This is a genomic window from Zoogloea sp. (genome assembly GCF_023150065.1).
Classification (GTDB): Bacteria; Pseudomonadota; Gammaproteobacteria; order Burkholderiales; family Rhodocyclaceae; genus Zoogloea.
Window position 1 is genome coordinate 1 of sequence record NZ_JAKLLN010000039.1, and the last position, 15,221, is coordinate 15,221.

Below are 15,221 nucleotides of genomic sequence, written 5' to 3' on the forward strand. Positions count from 1 at the left end.
CCACCCTGCCAGGCATGGAGAGCCTTACCTGCCGAGGGCGAAAACCCTTTCCATACTTAACGCGAACAGCGCCAATTTATTCGACCTGCTCACGCCGATGAGCGGCAAGCCGCTGACCAAAGTCCGCGGTCGAATGAAATCGACCCCACGGGAAAGTCTGAATGACTCTCTCATGGGGTCGAGTTCATTCGACCAACATGCGCCCGGGCGTCAACGCCGTTTCGGCGGCTCCGCCTTGGCCTTGGCCGGTGGAGCAGGGGGCTTGCCGGCGCCCTTGGCGGGTTTTTCGGCCTTTTCCTGGCGCGTCGGTTTGTCGGCTTTCTCGGGTTTGCCGGCCTTGCCGGCGGGGGCCGCCTTGGCGCTGCCCTTGGCGGCGGGCTTTTCACGTTCCTCGACCGCCCGCTTGCCGGCCTTGCCCTTGTCTGCCTTTTCGTTCCTGTCACGGGACGGGGCGCTGTCCTGCACCGTCACCTTGCGTTCCACCACCACGGATCGACCGTTTTTGCCGCGCACCACGGTGCGCTGGATCAGGGTGCGGGTAGGTGGCGGCGGCTCGACGGCGCCGGCCTGGGGCTTGGTGGGCAGCAGGTTGGCCAGGGTGATGCGGTCGCCTTCGCTCTCCGAGGGCACGATCAGGGTGTAGCCGCTGCCAATACGGGCCCGGGGTGACAGGCCGTTGACCTGACGCAGACGGCTGGCGGAGATGCCCAGGCGATCAGCGACGCCTTCGAGGCCTTCGCCTTCCCGCAGCTCGTAGGTGCGCCAGCTGGCGCTGGCCGGGTCGTGGCGGGACAGGTTGATCAGGAAGGCCTCGACCTGGCTCGCCGGAATGACCAGGGACTGGCTGCCGTTGGTGGGCAGCACGGGGCGCTTGTAGCCCGGGTTGAGGGCCAGGATCTCGTCCACCGAGGTTTCGGCCAGACGGGCGGCGGTGGCCAGATCCAAAGCGACGCGGCTCTCGACCGTAACGAAATACGGCCGGTTGGGAATGCGGGGCAGGGTGATGCCGAAGAGCTCCGGCTGGGCGACGATGTTTTTCAGCGCCTGCAGCTTGGGCACGTAGTAGCGGGTTTCCCCGGGCATGTTGAGGTGCTGGTATTCGGTGGGCAGGCCGGCGGCCCGGTTCTTGGCCACGGCGCGGCCTACCGCCCCTTCACCCCAGTTGTAGGACGCCAGCGCCAGCTGCCAGTCACCGTGCATCTCGTAGATGGTCTGCAGGTAGTCGAGGGCTGCGTTGGTGGAGGCGATCACGTCCCGGCGCTCGTCCACCCACCAGTTCTGTTCCAGGTTGTAGCTCTTGCCGGTGGACGGGATGAACTGCCACAGGCCGGAGGCCTGGGCCGAGGACAGGGCCATGGGGTTGAAGGCACTCTCGACCATGGGCAGCAGGGCCAGTTCGGTGGGCATGCCCCGGCGCTCGAGCTCGTCGACGATGTGATAGAGGTAGCGCTGGCCACGGGTGAAGATCTGGCGCAGGGCCCCCGGGCGGTTGATGTAGTAGATCTGCCTGTCGGTGACCAGCTCGGTGTTCAGGTCGGGCATGGAAAAGCCGCGCCGGATGCGCTCCCAGAGATCGTCGGTCTCGACGGTCAGGTCGACGGTGGGAACGCGGACGTGCTGCTCGCGGATCTCGAAGGTCTGGGGAGGCTGGAGGCCGCCCGCTTCGTTGAGGGACGATAGCGGGTCGAAGCGCAGGGGCATCTCGACGGCATCGTTGGCCTGCAGGGTGCCTGCAGCAAAAAGAGACAGGAACAGCGCGATAACTCTCGGATACATCGGGCTTTGTCGCGCGAAAAGCAAAGGCGGGATTTTATCTGCCCATATGCGGGAGGGTCAAACCGGTAAACGATTCAAAACACGACAAACCGGCCAAGGCCCGCGCCAGATAACGATTGTGGCCCCATGGGGGCCTGAAACGACCCGCTGCTGCCCCATTTGGGGCACAATCCGCCCACAGCCGCGCGCGCGCCAACAAACCCAGACATCGTACCGAGACCCCTCTGTGAAAGCCCTGTTGATCGAGGACACCCTGACGAGCGCGACCCTGGTGTCCCATCAGCTCCGCAAGATCGGTATCGATCCCATCGTCGCGCGGGATGGCGAGAAGGGCATCGAGCAGTTCAAGCTCGAACGTCCCGACCTCATCCTCCTCGACATCATCATGCCCGGCATGGATGGCTTCGAGGTTGCCCGGCGCATCCGCCAGCTCGAACAGTCCGGCGAATGGACGCCCATCATCTTCCTCACGGCCCGTACCAGCGATGAAGACCTCGAAAAGGGCATCGCCGTGGGGGGCGACGACTACCTGATCAAGCCCGTCTCCGAAACCGTGCTGGCCGCCAAAGTGCGGGCCATGCAGCGCATCGCCCAGATGCGTTATTCGCTGCTGGTGCTGACCCGCAAGCTCGACGAGGCCAACCAGGAGCTCACCCGCCTGTCGTCCCTCGACGGCCTCACCTCCATTGCCAACCGGCGTCAGTTCGACGAGACCCTGCTGCGGGAATGGCGCCGGGCCAGCCGCCAGGGCAAGCCCCTGGCGCTGCTGCTGTGCGATGTGGACAAGTTCAAGCAGTTCAATGACGGCTACGGCCACCAGGTGGGGGATGAGTGCCTGAAGGCGGTGGCCCGCACCCTGAGCTCGGTGCTGCGCCGCCCGGCCGACCTGGTGGCCCGCTACGGCGGCGAGGAGTTTGCCGTGATCCTGCCGGACACCGACATCACCGGCGCCCTGCAGGTGGCCGAAGGCATGCGCTCGGCGGTGGAGGGGCTGCGCATCACCCATCGCTACGCCCGTGGCAATGGCGTGGTGACGGTGAGCATCGGGGTGGCGTCGGTGATCCCGGGGCGCAACGAGGGCCTGTCGGCCGATCTGCTCAAGGCGGCTGACGACGCCCTGTATCAAGCCAAGGAAAGCGGCCGCAACCGTATCGCGGCTGCGGCAGTGCGCGTTCCTTCCTGATTTATCTGCTTCTGCAGACGTTCAGAAGCGGTTCTTCCACTCCCGCAGGGCGGCAAACACCTCTTCAGGCCCATTCAGGCTGCGCCCGGCCTGGGCTTCAGCCTGGCGCACGACATCCGCTTCGCGGGTGCGCAGGAAGGGGTTGGAGTGGCGTTCCCCGTCCAGCTGGAAGGGCACGGTGGGGCGCTCGTCGGCACGCAGGGCCTGGCATCGGGCGATGCGCTCGGTGACCGCGCTGTTGGCGGGTTCGACCGCCGCGGCGAAGGCCAGGTTGGAGAGGGTGTACTCATGGGTGCAGTACACCTGGGTGTCGCCGGGCAGCCCGGCAAGCCGTTCGAGGGACGCGTACAGCTGGGCCGGCGTGCCTTCGAAGATGCGCCCGCAACCCGCCGCAAACAGCGTGTCGCCACAGAACAGCATGGGCGCCGCGTAATAGGCCACGTGGCCGGCGGTATGGCCCGGAACATCGATGACCTGGAAATCGGCCCCGGGCACCGACACCACCTCACCGTCGCCCACCGGGCGGGTGATGGCGGGGATGGACTCCCGCGCCGGGCCATATACCGGCGCCGGGTGGCTGGCCAGCAGGGCCTCGATGCCGCCCACGTGGTCGGAGTGGTGATGGGTGATCAGGATGGCGCTCAGGCTCAGGCCTTCGTCGGCCAGGTAGCGCAGCACCGGGGCGGCATCGCCCGGGTCGACCACCGTGGCGGTGGTGCCGTGACGGAGCAGCCAGATATAGTTATCGCGAAACGCGGGAAGGGGGATAATCTGCATCCCCCGATTGTAGCCGCTCTCCCACCCTCCGTATTCCGATGTCGCCCTCCGAGTCCTTCCCCGGTCTGCACGCCTGGCTCGACACCCCGCTGGGGCGTTACGTCATGGCCTGGGAGGCCGAGCGCATCGATGCGCTGGTGAGCGACATCTTCGGCTATAACGCCGTCCAGCTGGGGCTGCCGGAAGCCGACTTCCTGCGCGCCAACCGGATGCCCCTGCGCTTTCGGGCCGGGGCTGGCGACGTGAACCTGGAGACGGATCTCGAAGCCCTGCCTTTTGCCGCCAACAGCCTTGATCTGGTGGTGCTGCCCCATGTGCTGGAGTTTGCGGCACACCCGCACCAGGTGCTGCGAGAGGTGGAGCGGGTGCTGGTGGCGGACGGCCATGTTGTCATCGCCGGTTTCAACCCCCTCAGCCTGTTCGGCCTGCGCCGCCGGCTGGCCCGGGAGTGCGGTGCCTACCCGTGGCATGGGCAGTACCTCAGCACCCGCCGCCTGAAGGACTGGCTGGCCCTGCTGAGCTTCGAGATCGGCACCCAGCGTTCGGGCTGTTTCGTGCCGGCCCTGGAGCAACAGAAATGGATCGACCGCCTCGGGCTGCTCGACAAGGCCGGCCCCCGCTGGTGGCCCATCGGCGGCGGCGTGTATGTGATCCATGCCATCAAGCGGGTGCACGGCATGCGCCTGATCATGCCCAGATGGGACCGCAAGGCGCGGGCCCGGGCGCTGGCGCCCATCATTCAGAGAAGCGGGGGTGTCGACACCGGCCCCCGTAAAACCACCGACGAGAACGATTTTGGACGAGATTGACATCTATACCGACGGCGCCTGCTCCGGCAACCCGGGGCCAGGCGGCTGGGGCGCGATCCTGCGCTCGGGCCCTCATGAGAAGGAGCTGTGGGGCGGTGAGCCCGCCACCACCAACAACCGCATGGAGCTGCTGGCGGTGATCCGGGCCCTGGAGGCCATGAAGCGGCCGGTGTCGGCGCGGGTGCATACCGACTCCCAGTATGTGCAGAAGGGTATTTCCGAGTGGATCCACGGCTGGAAGGCGCGGGGCTGGAAGACCGCCTCGAAGGCGCCGGTGAAGAACGAAGACCTGTGGCGCGCCCTGGATGCGGAGGCCGCCCGCCATGAAATTCGCTGGCTGTGGGTCAAGGGCCACGCCGGCCATGTGGAGAATGAGCGTGCCGACGCACTGGCGCGGCGGGGTGTGGAGGCGGTGCGCAAGATGGGCAGAGCCGTAGACTCGGAAGAAATGGCAGGAGTGAAGGCATGAGGCAGATCGTTCTGGATACGGAAACCACCGGCCTGGACTGGAAGAGTGGCGACCGGGTGATTGAAATCGGCTGTGTCGAGTTGCTCGACCGCAAGCTCACCGGCCGGCACTACCACGTCTTCATCAACCCTCAGCGCGAGATCGACGCGGGGGCCATGGCGGTGCACGGCATCACCAACGAGTTCCTGGTGGACAAGCCGCTGTTCAAGGACATCGTCGAGGAGTTCGAAGCCTTCGTGGCCGGCGGCGAGCTGGTCATCCACAACGCGTCCTTCGACGTGGGCTTTTTGAATTACGAGCTGGGGTTGCTGGGCCGTCCCATCCTCACCGCCATCTGTCCGTCGGTGATCGATACCCTCAAGCTGGCCAAGGAGCAGAACCCGGGCAAGAAGGCATCCCTCAACGCCCTGTGTTCGCTTTACGAGATCGACAACACCCACCGGACCCTGCACGGCGCGCTCCTCGATGCCGAGCTGCTGGCCGATGTGTACCTGGCCATGACCCGCGGACAGGAGAGCCTGATCATGAGTGTCGACGAGCCGCCGCCCCAGATGGATGACGGCAGCGGCGCAGGTTTTGCCGAGCGGCCGCCCCTGCGCGTGCTGCGGGCCGCGCCGGAGGAGCTCGAGGGCCACGAGCGGGTGCTGGGCGAGATTGCCAAGGCCAACAAGGGCAACTGCATGTGGATTCCCCCGGCACCGCCGGCCGCCAGCTGAGTGTGTGCTGCTCCGGTGGGGGCGACTTCAGTCGCCCGTGGACTTTGATCAAAGGCATGCCGGTGATTCAACCCGCGATGGGGGACTGAAGTCGCCCCTACAAGGTGCCCTTACGAATCGTGTTTGACGGAGAGGCGGTAACGTCAGCCGAGGGCGTCTCTTACCGCATCCGCCAGGGCCAGGCAGCTGGTCAGGCCGGGGGATTCGATTCCAAACAGCTGTACCAGGCCGGGCAGGCCATGGGCCTGCGGACCGAGGAGCATGAAATCGGCGGCGGGTTCGTCCGGGCCGTGGATCTTGGGGCGCACACCGGCGTAGGCCGGCGTCAGGGCGCCGTCGGGGAGGCCTGGCCAGTAGCGCCGCACGGCGGGGTAGAAGGCCTCGGCGCGGTCCGGGTCTACCTGGTAGCTGGGCGCGCCCACCCACTCCACATCGGGCCCGAAACGGGCCTGGCCGCCCAGGTCCAGGGTCAGGTGTACGCCGAGGCCGGCGCTTTCCGGTACGGGGTAGATCAGGTGGGTGAAGGGGCTGCGGCCCTGCAGGGCAAAGTAATTGCCCCGGGCGTAGCGCGCTGTGGGTATCAGGCTGGCAGGAAAGCCGTGCATGCGCCGGGCCAGGGGGATCGCGCCGAGCCCGGCGGCATTGATCACCCGGGTGGCCTGTAGGCGCATCGGGTCGGCGCCGCCCACCTGGAGCAGGTGGCCGTCAATCCCGCATGCCATGGACTCCACCGGGGCATGGGTGGCGAGGACGGCCCCCGCTGCCTGGGCATCGGCGAGCAGGCTGAGCATCAGCGCGTGGCTGTCCACGATGCCCGTATCCGGGGAGAGCAGGGCGCCTTCGCAGTGCAGGGCGGGCTCCAGGGCACGGGCTTCGGCGGCATCGAGGCGTTGCAGGCCGGTCACGCCGTTGTCCCGGGCCTGGCGCGCAATCTGGTCCAGCGCGGGTAACTGGGCAGCCGATGTGGCGACCACCAGTTTGCCGATCCGTTGATGGGGGATGTGCCGCTCAGCGCACCAGGCGTACAGGGCCTCGCGACCGGGCCGGCACAGCCGGGCGCGCAGGGAGCTGGCTGGGTAGTACAGGCCGGCGTGGATCACCTCGCTGGAGCGGCTGGAAATGCCTGTGCCGAAGGTATCGGCGGCTTCGAGGATCAGCACCTCGCGTCCGGCGTGGGCCAGGGCCCGGGCGCAGGCCAGGCCGATCACCCCGGCGCCGATGACGACGCAGTCGACCCGTGTGCTCACAGTGTTACGGTGCCATCCGGGCAGGCGCCCGACTTCTCCAGTCGGCTCAGGGCGGGCAGCAGGTCCAGGCCCGTGGCGGCCTTGAGCCCGGCTGCGCGCAGCTTCAGGGTGGCCAGATCAAAGGATTGCCCGCCCGGCGTGGTGGCGAGGGCGACGACGTTGCCGCTGTCACACTCGGGTAGATCCAGCACCCGCCCGTCGAAGGCCTTGCGGAGGCGTTGCAGCTGGGTCTTGAAACCGCGCAGCTGGCCGAAGAGGTTGACGCTGAGGATGCCGTCCGCCGCCAGACGTCTCCGACAGGCCGAATAGAAGGCTTGTGTGGCCAGCGCGCCAGCCCGGGCGTGGCGATCGAAGCCGTCAACGGCGATCAGATCCCATTGACGGGGATCGTCCTGGACAAAGGCGGCTCCGTCGCCGATGTGCACCTCCAGGCGCTCATCCTCGTCCGGCAGGCGGAAATACTGGCGGGCTACCGCATGCACCTCGGGGGCGATTTCCACCACCGTGACCCGGGCCTGGGGCAGATGGTGATGGACGAACTTGGCCAGGGAGCCGGCTCCGAGGCCAATCAGCAGCACGCGGGCCGGCCAGGGGGCTTCGCGGAACAGCAGCCCGGCCATCATCTCGCGGGTGTAGCTGAGCTCAAGGGCATTTGGCTTGCGCAGGCGCATGGCGCCCTGCACCCAGTCGGAACCGAAATGCAGGTAGCGGACGCCGGACTCTTCACTGATGTCGATGGGAATGCTCATGGGAAAACCAGTGTATTCTGTAGTGCACTGCAACAACGTCTGGCGACGTCCTGGAGTCGAACATGACCACTTTCGAACATTTCAACCGCGAGCTCGCGTCCATTGACATGGAGATCGCCCGCCTGGCCCAGCTGTGCGGTGTGCGCATGCTCGAGCCCGGTGTTGCCGAAGCCGTGCTGCGCGGTGATTCGAGCATGTGCAGCTCCGACAACCCCCTCGCCTGGGAGAAGCTGCGGGGCTTGCTGGTGCTGCACTATCACGTGGTCAGTGAGGCGGCCGCCACCGACGGTGTCGAGGCCGCGGCCGAGGGGGTGCGCAAGGCGCTGGAGAGCGTCCGCGAGCGCATGAACCCGAAGCAGCAGTAGCGCAGCCATTTCAGTCGCCGGTCCTGGGGGAGTAGGGCCGGCCGGTGGGGCGGAACAGGCGCTTGCAGCCCGGCGTCACGTCCACCTTCACCCAGCCCATGAAGGGTGAACCGAAGGTCTCCACCCGCGTGAAGTTGTCGACGGTCGCCCCATCCTTCGGGTCGCGCAGGGGCTTGTCGATACGATGCACGTGGCTGTCGCCATGCACCAGCAACACCTGGCCGGCAAAGCGGCGGGTTTCGGCCAGAACCTGGTTCAGCAGCTCCCGGTAGGCAGGGTTGCTCTTGCCGTCAGCAAAATCCTCAATGTCCGGGTTGGCCTGCATCACCAGCACCACCCCCTCCAGCCTGGTGCTGCGGGCCCGGGCAAAGCCGGCTTCGATCCACGCCTTCACCGCAGCGCTGCGCGCGAGGTATTCCGCTCCGGGCGTCTTCTTGCGTCCGTAGTTGTTGCCGCTGCCCGGCACATTCAGCGTCAGGAAGAGCACCGGACCGATCTGCCAGCGCTGGTGCTCCCGATAGGCCGCAAAGGCTGGATCATCGGCCTGGCTGTCCACGGCCATGGGATACCGGCCGCGAGTCTTGCGGGGGTCGGCGAAGAACACCGTGCGCAGCTTCTCCAGGCGCTCCAGCGGGTCGTAGGCGCCGTTGCTGGCGCGGTGGCAGTCGGTCCAGTCGTTGTCGCCGGGCACCAGTACAAACGGTTTCAGGGTGCTGTCAAAGAGGCCCAGACGATCCTTGTAGAGGTCGTCGTCGCAGCGTTCGCCGCCGTTCTTGATATCTCCGTCGTGGATGATGACCTTGAGGGGCTCGGCGTCCATTTCGGACAGCACGGCGGGCAGATGCTGGCGCTCGAAGCCGTTGTAGGGCGTGTCGCCCAGCACCCCGAAGCTGAAGGGCTCGGCCGCGTGGCTGCCCGCGGCCAGGCCGGTGCCGAGCAGGGCCAGGGCGAGCGCGCGGAGCATCTTCATCAGGCGCTCAGCCGCTTGAGTTCATACAGTGTTTCCAGGGCCTCCCGCGGGGTGAGGGCGTCCGGGTCGATGCCGGCCAGGGCGCCCAGCACCGGGTGGCCGGTCTGCTCCGGTTCGTCGGGGGGCAGGCTGGCGAACAGGTCGGCCTGGGGGCCGGCGGAGATCTCGCGATTCTCCAGGGCGCGCAGGCGGCGCTTGGCGTCGCGCACCACGGTGCCCGGAATACCGGCCAGGGCGGCGACCTCGATCCCGTAGCTCTGGCTGGCGGGGCCTTCCTCGAGGGAGTGCAGGAAGACGATGCCGTGGTTGTGCTCCACCGCGTCCAGGTGCACGTTGGCGCACTCCGGGTAGTCCTGGGCGAGGCGGGTCAGCTCGAAGTAGTGGGTGGCAAACAAGGTCCAGCAGCGGTTCTTGTCGAGCAGGTGGCGGGCAATCGCCACGGCCAGGGCCACGCCGTCGAACGTGGAGGTGCCACGGCCGATCTCGTCCATCAGCACCAGGCTCTGGTCAGTGGCGCCGTGGAGGATGGCGGCGGCCTCGGTCATCTCGACCATGAAGGTGGAGCGCCCGGAGGCCAGGTCGTCGGAAGCGCCGATGCGGGTGAAGATGGCATCCACCGGCCCGATGCGCGCTGCGCTCGCCGGCACGAAGCAGCCGACATGGGCCAGCAGCACGATCAGCGCCACCTGGCGCATGGTGGTGGATTTACCGCCCATGTTGGGGCCGGTGATCAGCAGCATGCGCCGGGTGGGGTCGAGGCGGCAGTCGTTGGCGATGAAGTTTTCCACCTGCCGCTCCACCACCGGGTGGCGCCCGGCCTGGATGTCGATGCCCGGCTGATCGCTGAAGGTGGGCATGGCGTAGTTGTAGCGGGCCGCGGCTTCGGCAAAGGCCGACAGGCCATCGAGCAGCGCGCAGGCCCTGGCGATGCGCTGAAAGCGCGGAATGTCGCCGGCGAGGGCGTCGAGCACCCCCTCGTAAAGCAGCTTTTCCCGGGCCAGGGCGCGCTCCTGGGCCGACAGGGCCTTGTCCTCGAAGGCCTTGAGCTCGGGGGTGATGAAGCGCTCGGCGTTCTTCAGGGTCTGGCGGCGGCGGTAGTCCTCGGGCAGTTCGCCCTTGGCGGCGTTGGCGGCCGAAATCTCGATATAGAAACCGTGAACCCGGTTGAACTCCACCTTGAGGTTGGCGATGCCGGTGCGCTCCCGCTCCCGGGCTTCCAGCTCCAGCAGGAAGGCGCCGCAGTTGGTCTGGATGCCGCGCAGCTCGTCCAGGTCGGCGTCGAAGCCTTCGGCGATCACGCCGCCGTCGCGCAGCACGGTGGAGGGTTCGGCGGCAATGGCGCGGGTCAGCAGATCCAGCGCCTCGTCGGGTGTGGCGAGCTCTTCGAGCATGCGCTCCAGCAGTGGCGCCTGGGGGCTGCCCAGGGCAGCGCGCAGCTCGGCCAGACGGCCCAGGCTGTCGCGCAGGGCCGACAGATCCCGTGGGCGCGCGCTGCGCAGGGCCACCCGGGCGGTGATGCGCTCCACGTCGGAGACGCCGCGCAGGGTGCGCCGCACCGGCTCCACCGGGCCTTCGCCCAGTTCGGCCACGGCCACGTGGCGATGGGCGGCGGCGCTCCGGTCACGCAGGGGGTGGTGCAGGGCGTGGCGCAACCAGCGCGAACCCATGCTGGTGGCGCAGGTGTCGAGCAGGGACAGCAGGGTCGGGGAGGCCTCACCGCGCAGGGTCTCGGTGATTTCCAGGTTGCGTCGGGTGGCCGCGTCCAGGCGCAGGAAGGCGCTGTCCCGCTCCGCCGTGAGCGCCGTGATGTGGGCCAGGGCCTGGCGCTGGGTGGCGCGGGCATAGTCGAACAGGGCCGCCGCCGCGGCCAGGGCCACCGGCATCTCGTCGGCACCAAAGCCGGCCAGATCGCGGGTGCCAAAGTGGGTGGTGAGCAGGCGCCGGGCCGTCTCGGCGTCGAACTGCCAGTCGGCCAGGCGGCGCAGGCTGGGGGCCAGATGCTCCAGCAGCGGCAGGCGCAGCCCGTCGGGGATCAGCACCTCGGCCGGGCGCAGGCGCTCGAACTGGGCCGCCAGCTGGGGCGCGTCGCACTCCAGCACCCGGAAATCCCCATTGGCCAGGTTGAGCCAGGCCAGCCCCAGCACCCCCCGGTGCAGATTGACCGCCAGCAGCGGCGCATCGGCCTTGTCATCCAGCAGCGCCGCGTCGGTGAGCGTGCCCGGCGTGACGATGCGCGCCACCGCCCGCTCCATCGGCCCCTTGGTCGCCCCCGGGTCGCCCACCTGCTCGGCAATGACCACCGACTCGCCCAGCTTGACCAGCCGCGCCAGATACTGCTCCAGCGCATGGTGCGGCACTCCGGCCATCTTGATCGGCTGCCCGGCGGAAGCCCCGCGGGTGGTCAGCGTGATGTCCATCAGCCGCGCAGCCTTCTCGGCGTCCTCGAAGAACAGCTCGTAGAAGTCACCCATGCGGTAGAAGAGGAGGGTGTCGGGGTGGTCCTGCTTGATGCGGAGGTACTGCTGCATCATGGGGGTATGCTGGCTGATCACGTCATCCGTGACGGCCGGCTTTTTATCGGATTTCTTGTTCAAGGGGTGGGTCCTGCGCGCAAACCGTGGAATTCGGGCGTGATTGTCGCATGGGAGGTGGTAGGGCGTCGCGGCGGTACCGCAGCCCCCCGCCCACAGCGTCCCGCCCTCCTGGCGCAAGGGCTATAATGCCGGCCTTCCCGTTTTCACCCTACGGACTCCGCCGTGCACAAGAAAATCCTGATCCTCGATTTCGGCTCCCAGGTCACCCAGCTCATCGCCCGCCGTGTGCGTGAGCAGCAGGTGTACTGCGAAATCCACCCCTACGACGTGTCGGATGAGTTCATCCGCAACTTTGCGCCCGAGGGGATCATCCTGTCCGGCGGACCCAACTCGGTGTACGAGGCGGGTGAAGTCAAGGCGCCGATGGCGGTGTTCGAGATCGGGGTGCCGGTGTTCGGCATCTGCTACGGCATGCAGACCATGGCGGCCCAGCTGGGCGGCAAGGTAGAGAGCTCCGGCAAGCGCGAGTTCGGCTACGCCGAAATCCGCGCCCGGGGCCATTCCGAGCTGTTCCGCAGCATCCAGGACCGGACCAACGACGAAGGCCACGGCCTGCTGGATGTGTGGATGAGCCACGGTGACAAGGTCACCGAGTTGCCGCCGGGCTTCAAGGTGATCGCCTCCAACGAGTCCACCCCGCTGGCCGCCATGGCCGACGAGACGCGCAAGTTCTACGCGGTGCAGTTCCACCCGGAAGTCACCCACACCATCAAGGGCAAGGAGATGATTGCCCGCTTCGTGCACGAGATCTGCGGCTGCCAGCACGACTGGAACATGCCCGACTATGTGAATGAAGCCATCGAGAAGGTGCGCGCCCAGGTGGGCGACGAGGAGGTGATCCTCGGCCTGTCCGGCGGCGTCGATTCGTCCGTGGTCGCGGCGTTGCTGCACCGGGCGATCGGCGATCAGCTGACCTGTGTGTTCGTGGACAACGGCCTACTGCGCCTCAACGAAGGCGAGATGGTCATGCAGATGTTCGCCCGAAACCTGGGCGTCAAGGTCATCCACGTGGATGCCACCGAGCAGTTCATGGGGCACCTCAAGGGCGTGTCCGACCCGGAAGCCAAGCGCAAGATCATCGGCCGCGAATTTGTCGAGGTCTTCCAGGCCGAGGCCAAGAAGCTGCCGAAGGCCAAGTGGCTGGCCCAGGGCACCATCTACCCGGACGTGATCGAATCGGCCGGCGCCAAGACCGGCAAGGCCCACGCCATCAAGAGCCACCACAACGTGGGCGGCCTGCCGGACACCCTCAACCTCAAGCTGCTGGAACCCCTGCGCGAACTGTTCAAGGACGAAGTCCGCGAACTGGGCATCGCCCTGGGTCTGCCCCACGAGATGGTCTACCGCCATCCCTTCCCCGGCCCCGGCCTGGGCGTGCGCATCCTGGGCGAGGTTAAGAAGGATTTCGCCGACCTGCTGCGCCGCGCCGACGCCATCTTCATCGACGAGCTGCGCGCCGCCGACTGGTACGACAAGACCAGCCAGGCTTTCGCCGTGTTCCTGCCGGTGAAGAGCGTGGGTGTGATGGGCGACGGCCGCACCTACGAGTACGTGGTGGCCCTGCGTGCCGTTCAGACCCAGGACTTCATGACCGCCCACTGGGCCGAGCTGCCCCACAGCCTGCTGGGCAAGGTAAGCAACCGCATCATCAATGAAGTGCGGGGGATCAACCGGGTGGTTTACGACATCAGCGGCAAGCCGCCGGCGACGATCGAGTGGGAGTGAGAGTTGAAAAATTCCATTTAAAATCAACAACTTACGAAAACCGTCAAAGATAATTCATTGGCAATTTCCCTCTCGTAAGCTGTTGATTTCAAAGGATTCTTCCCCAGGAGCTCTTGCCCATCCGGGGCTGCCAGAAGAAGACTTTGACGGTATGGCTGGCGGTACGAATGAGCTCTTTCCGCTAGGGGCCACGCTGGGCCGAAACTGGGTCGCTAAGCGATACCGTCAGTGACGGTAAAAAATGATCTCGGAAGCTAGGTTTCATGCGGGTTCGTAGGCATCTGCACACCTCTTGATTGGTGACGGCGTTTGGCCGTCGCAATCAGGAGAAAAATCTAGATGCTCACAGACCTCGCCCTTCGGAATTTCAAGCCTCGCGCGACCCTTTACAAGGTCGCTGACCGCGACGGCATGTACGCAGCCATCGCGCCGACGGGGTCCATTTCCTTTCGTTTTGACTACCGCATCAATGGCCGGCGCGAGACGCTGACCATCGGTCGCTACGGTTATGGCGGAATCTCGCTCGCCGCGGCGCGGGAAAAACTCTTGGAGGCCAGGCGGCTGTTGCGCGATGGCGTTTCGCCGGCTCTGCAGAAACAGAGAGAAAAAGCTCGCGGTCCTGCAACCAAGACCTTCGGTGACCATGCAGCCCAGTGGCTCTACGGAGCCACCATGGCTGAATCGACACGGGTGGTGCGCAAGAGCGTGTTGAACCGCGACATCCTGCCGGACTTCAGCAAGCGCCTTTTGAGCGAGGTTCGCGCGGAGGATCTGCGTGCGCTGTGCATGCGCGTGAAGGAGCGTGGGGCTCCGGCGACCGCGATTCATGTTCGGGAGGTCGTCAAGCAGATCTATAGCTACGCCAACCTGCATGGAGAAAAGGTAGCCAATCCTGCGGACGAGGTCGGCGCAGCGTCCATTGCCAAGCTCGTGCCTAAGGATCGAGCGCTGTCTCCCGCTGAAATCCAGTTGATGTGCAGGCAGCTTGATCTGGTGGCGGCAGACCCTGCGATCCGACTCGCCTTGCGTTTGATCTTGCTGACCCTGGTGCGCAAGAGCGAATTGATCGAGGCGACCTGGGACGAGGTGGACTTCAATACAGCGATATGGACCATTCCGAAGGCCCGAATGAAGGGGAGGAGGGCGCACAACGTGTACTTGTCTTCCCAAGCGCTCGATACCATGATCGCGCTGCATACTTATGCCGCCGGATCGAGGTATGTGCTGCCTTCTCGCTATGACGCGGCTCGATGCATGTCGAAGGGCACACTGAACCGCGTTACGAGCCTCATCGTCGAGCGGGCGAAAGCAGCAGGGCTTCCGCTGGAACCGTTCACGGTTCATGACCTGAGACGGACCGGGTCTACCTTGCTTAACGAGGCCGGTTTCAATGGCGACTGGATCGAAAAGTGTCTCGCGCACGAAAGCGGACATTCGTCGCGATCGGTCTACAACAAGGCGGAATATGCCGAGCCGCGCAGGCACATGCTTCAGGAGTGGGCGAACATGGTCGATGCGTGGGCTGCAGGGGGAGCGTACAAGCCTGCTTTGTTCCCGGTGACAACACTTCCCAGGGCCGGTCGTGGGCAACGAAATGAGGTTGCAACCGAGGAGGGTTGCATGGCGTAGCCATAGGGTTGCTGGGGGAGCTGAGTTCGACTTCCGGCCGCTCCGTCACCAGTCTCATGTGGTCCCATGTAGTCTCATCGGGCCCCATATTTGGTGAATTTGAAAGGCCAGAGCAAGATTGCTGTGGCCTTTTCCTTGTGCGCCCAGCATGGGCGCCCTCCTGCGGGTGGAAGTCCCGCCGTAAGTTGATCACAGCGAACGAAGTGAAGCGC

At 66.1% G+C, this 15,221-nt stretch carries 13 protein-coding genes; 7 read left to right on the forward strand and 6 right to left on the reverse strand.

Annotated features, from left to right (window positions below; all coding sequences use genetic code 11):
• Nucleotides 1-210 precede the first annotated feature (210 nt).
• Nucleotides 211-1,776, reverse strand: coding sequence for a transglycosylase SLT domain-containing protein (locus L6Q67_RS22875; protein WP_296575572.1), 1,566 nt, complete (start codon nucleotides 1,774-1,776; stop codon nucleotides 211-213).
• A 226-nt stretch (nucleotides 1,777-2,002) separates the two neighbouring features.
• Here L6Q67_RS22875 and L6Q67_RS22880 point away from each other — a divergent pair, with 226 nt between their 5' ends.
• The gene (locus L6Q67_RS22880) at nucleotides 2,003-2,959 is read left to right on the forward strand and encodes a diguanylate cyclase (protein ID WP_296575576.1); all 957 of its coding nucleotides are present in this window, start codon (nucleotides 2,003-2,005) and stop codon (nucleotides 2,957-2,959) included.
• A 21-nt stretch (nucleotides 2,960-2,980) separates the two neighbouring features.
• Here the strand turns inward: L6Q67_RS22880 and gloB are convergent, their stop codons facing one another.
• Nucleotides 2,981-3,736, reverse strand: coding sequence for a hydroxyacylglutathione hydrolase (gene gloB, locus L6Q67_RS22885; RefSeq protein WP_296575579.1), 756 nt, complete (start codon nucleotides 3,734-3,736; stop codon nucleotides 2,981-2,983).
• Nucleotides 3,737-3,774: 38 nt separating this feature from the next.
• On the opposite strand from gloB, the gene L6Q67_RS22890 reads away from it, so the two are divergent.
• From L6Q67_RS22890 to dnaQ, 3 genes are read left to right on the forward strand one after another with little or no spacing between them, the layout of a single operon-like run.
• On the forward strand, nucleotides 3,775-4,545 hold the full coding sequence (locus L6Q67_RS22890) for a methyltransferase domain-containing protein (protein ID WP_296575584.1): 771 nt from the start codon (nucleotides 3,775-3,777) through the stop codon (nucleotides 4,543-4,545).
• Nucleotides 4,532-5,014: a ribonuclease HI gene (gene rnhA, locus L6Q67_RS22895; protein ID WP_296575587.1), complete on the forward strand. Its 483-nt coding sequence runs from the start codon at nucleotides 4,532-4,534 to the stop codon at nucleotides 5,012-5,014. Before L6Q67_RS22890 ends, rnhA begins: the two co-directional genes overlap by 14 nt.
• Entirely contained in the window at nucleotides 5,011-5,730 is a 720-nt protein-coding gene (gene dnaQ, locus L6Q67_RS22900; protein WP_296575590.1) for a DNA polymerase III subunit epsilon, read from the forward strand. The genes rnhA and dnaQ overlap by 4 nt, the downstream gene beginning before the upstream one ends.
• Nucleotides 5,731-5,873: 143 nt before the next feature.
• Here the strand turns inward: dnaQ and L6Q67_RS22905 are convergent, their stop codons facing one another.
• Complete coding sequence (locus tag L6Q67_RS22905) at nucleotides 5,874-6,977, reverse strand: NAD(P)/FAD-dependent oxidoreductase (protein ID WP_296575593.1); 1,104 nt, start codon at nucleotides 6,975-6,977, stop codon at nucleotides 5,874-5,876.
• Nucleotides 6,974-7,726 carry a fused MFS/spermidine synthase gene (locus L6Q67_RS22910; protein ID WP_296575596.1) on the reverse strand — a complete coding sequence of 251 codons (753 nt, stop codon included), beginning with the start codon at nucleotides 7,724-7,726 and terminating at the stop codon, nucleotides 6,974-6,976. The genes L6Q67_RS22905 and L6Q67_RS22910 overlap by 4 nt, the downstream gene beginning before the upstream one ends.
• 62 nt (nucleotides 7,727-7,788) lie before the next feature.
• Here L6Q67_RS22910 and L6Q67_RS22915 point away from each other — a divergent pair, with 62 nt between their 5' ends.
• On the forward strand, nucleotides 7,789-8,091 hold the full coding sequence (locus tag L6Q67_RS22915) for a hypothetical protein (RefSeq protein WP_296575599.1): 303 nt from the start codon (nucleotides 7,789-7,791) through the stop codon (nucleotides 8,089-8,091).
• A gap of 10 nt (nucleotides 8,092-8,101) precedes the next feature.
• On the opposite strand, the gene L6Q67_RS22920 is transcribed toward L6Q67_RS22915, so the two are convergent.
• Both L6Q67_RS22920 and mutS read right to left on the reverse strand, forming a co-directional pair.
• Complete coding sequence (locus tag L6Q67_RS22920) at nucleotides 8,102-9,061, reverse strand: hypothetical protein (protein WP_296575602.1); 960 nt, start codon at nucleotides 9,059-9,061, stop codon at nucleotides 8,102-8,104.
• Nucleotides 9,061-11,592 (reverse strand): DNA mismatch repair protein MutS, encoded by a 2,532-nt coding sequence (gene mutS, locus L6Q67_RS22925; protein ID WP_296575611.1) that lies wholly within the window; start codon nucleotides 11,590-11,592, stop codon nucleotides 9,061-9,063. Before mutS ends, L6Q67_RS22920 begins: the two co-directional genes overlap by 1 nt.
• A 225-nt stretch (nucleotides 11,593-11,817) precedes the next feature.
• On the opposite strand from mutS, the gene guaA reads away from it, so the two are divergent.
• A complete protein-coding gene (guaA, locus tag L6Q67_RS22930; protein ID WP_296575605.1) occupies nucleotides 11,818-13,380 on the forward strand; it encodes a glutamine-hydrolyzing GMP synthase in 1,563 nt (520 codons plus the stop codon).
• 339 nt (nucleotides 13,381-13,719) lie between these two features.
• Nucleotides 13,720-15,009 carry a tyrosine-type recombinase/integrase gene (locus L6Q67_RS22935; protein WP_296575608.1) on the forward strand — a complete coding sequence of 430 codons (1,290 nt, stop codon included), beginning with the start codon at nucleotides 13,720-13,722 and terminating at the stop codon, nucleotides 15,007-15,009.
• The last annotated feature ends 212 nt before the right edge of the window (nucleotides 15,010-15,221 follow it).

What these genes read in the sequence shown, in the direction of transcription:
- gloB (WP_296575579.1), bottom strand. Translation starts at nt 3,736, where the DNA reads ATGCAGATTATCCCCCTTCCCGCGTTTCGCGATAACTATATCTGGCTG.
- L6Q67_RS22910 (WP_296575596.1), bottom strand. Translation starts at nt 7,726, where the DNA reads ATGAGCATTCCCATCGACATCAGTGAAGAGTCCGGCGTCCGCTACCTG.
- L6Q67_RS22875 (WP_296575572.1), bottom strand. Translation starts at nt 1,776, where the DNA reads ATGTATCCGAGAGTTATCGCGCTGTTCCTGTCTCTTTTTGCTGCAGGC.
- dnaQ (WP_296575590.1), top strand. Translation starts at nt 5,011, where the DNA reads ATGAGGCAGATCGTTCTGGATACGGAAACCACCGGCCTGGACTGGAAG.
- L6Q67_RS22890 (WP_296575584.1), top strand. Translation starts at nt 3,775, where the DNA reads ATGTCGCCCTCCGAGTCCTTCCCCGGTCTGCACGCCTGGCTCGACACC.
- L6Q67_RS22935 (WP_296575608.1), top strand. Translation starts at nt 13,720, where the DNA reads ATGCTCACAGACCTCGCCCTTCGGAATTTCAAGCCTCGCGCGACCCTT.
- L6Q67_RS22920 (WP_296575602.1), bottom strand. Translation starts at nt 9,061, where the DNA reads ATGAAGATGCTCCGCGCGCTCGCCCTGGCCCTGCTCGGCACCGGCCTG.
- L6Q67_RS22915 (WP_296575599.1), top strand. Translation starts at nt 7,789, where the DNA reads ATGACCACTTTCGAACATTTCAACCGCGAGCTCGCGTCCATTGACATG.
- mutS (WP_296575611.1), bottom strand. Translation starts at nt 11,592, where the DNA reads ATGATGCAGCAGTACCTCCGCATCAAGCAGGACCACCCCGACACCCTC.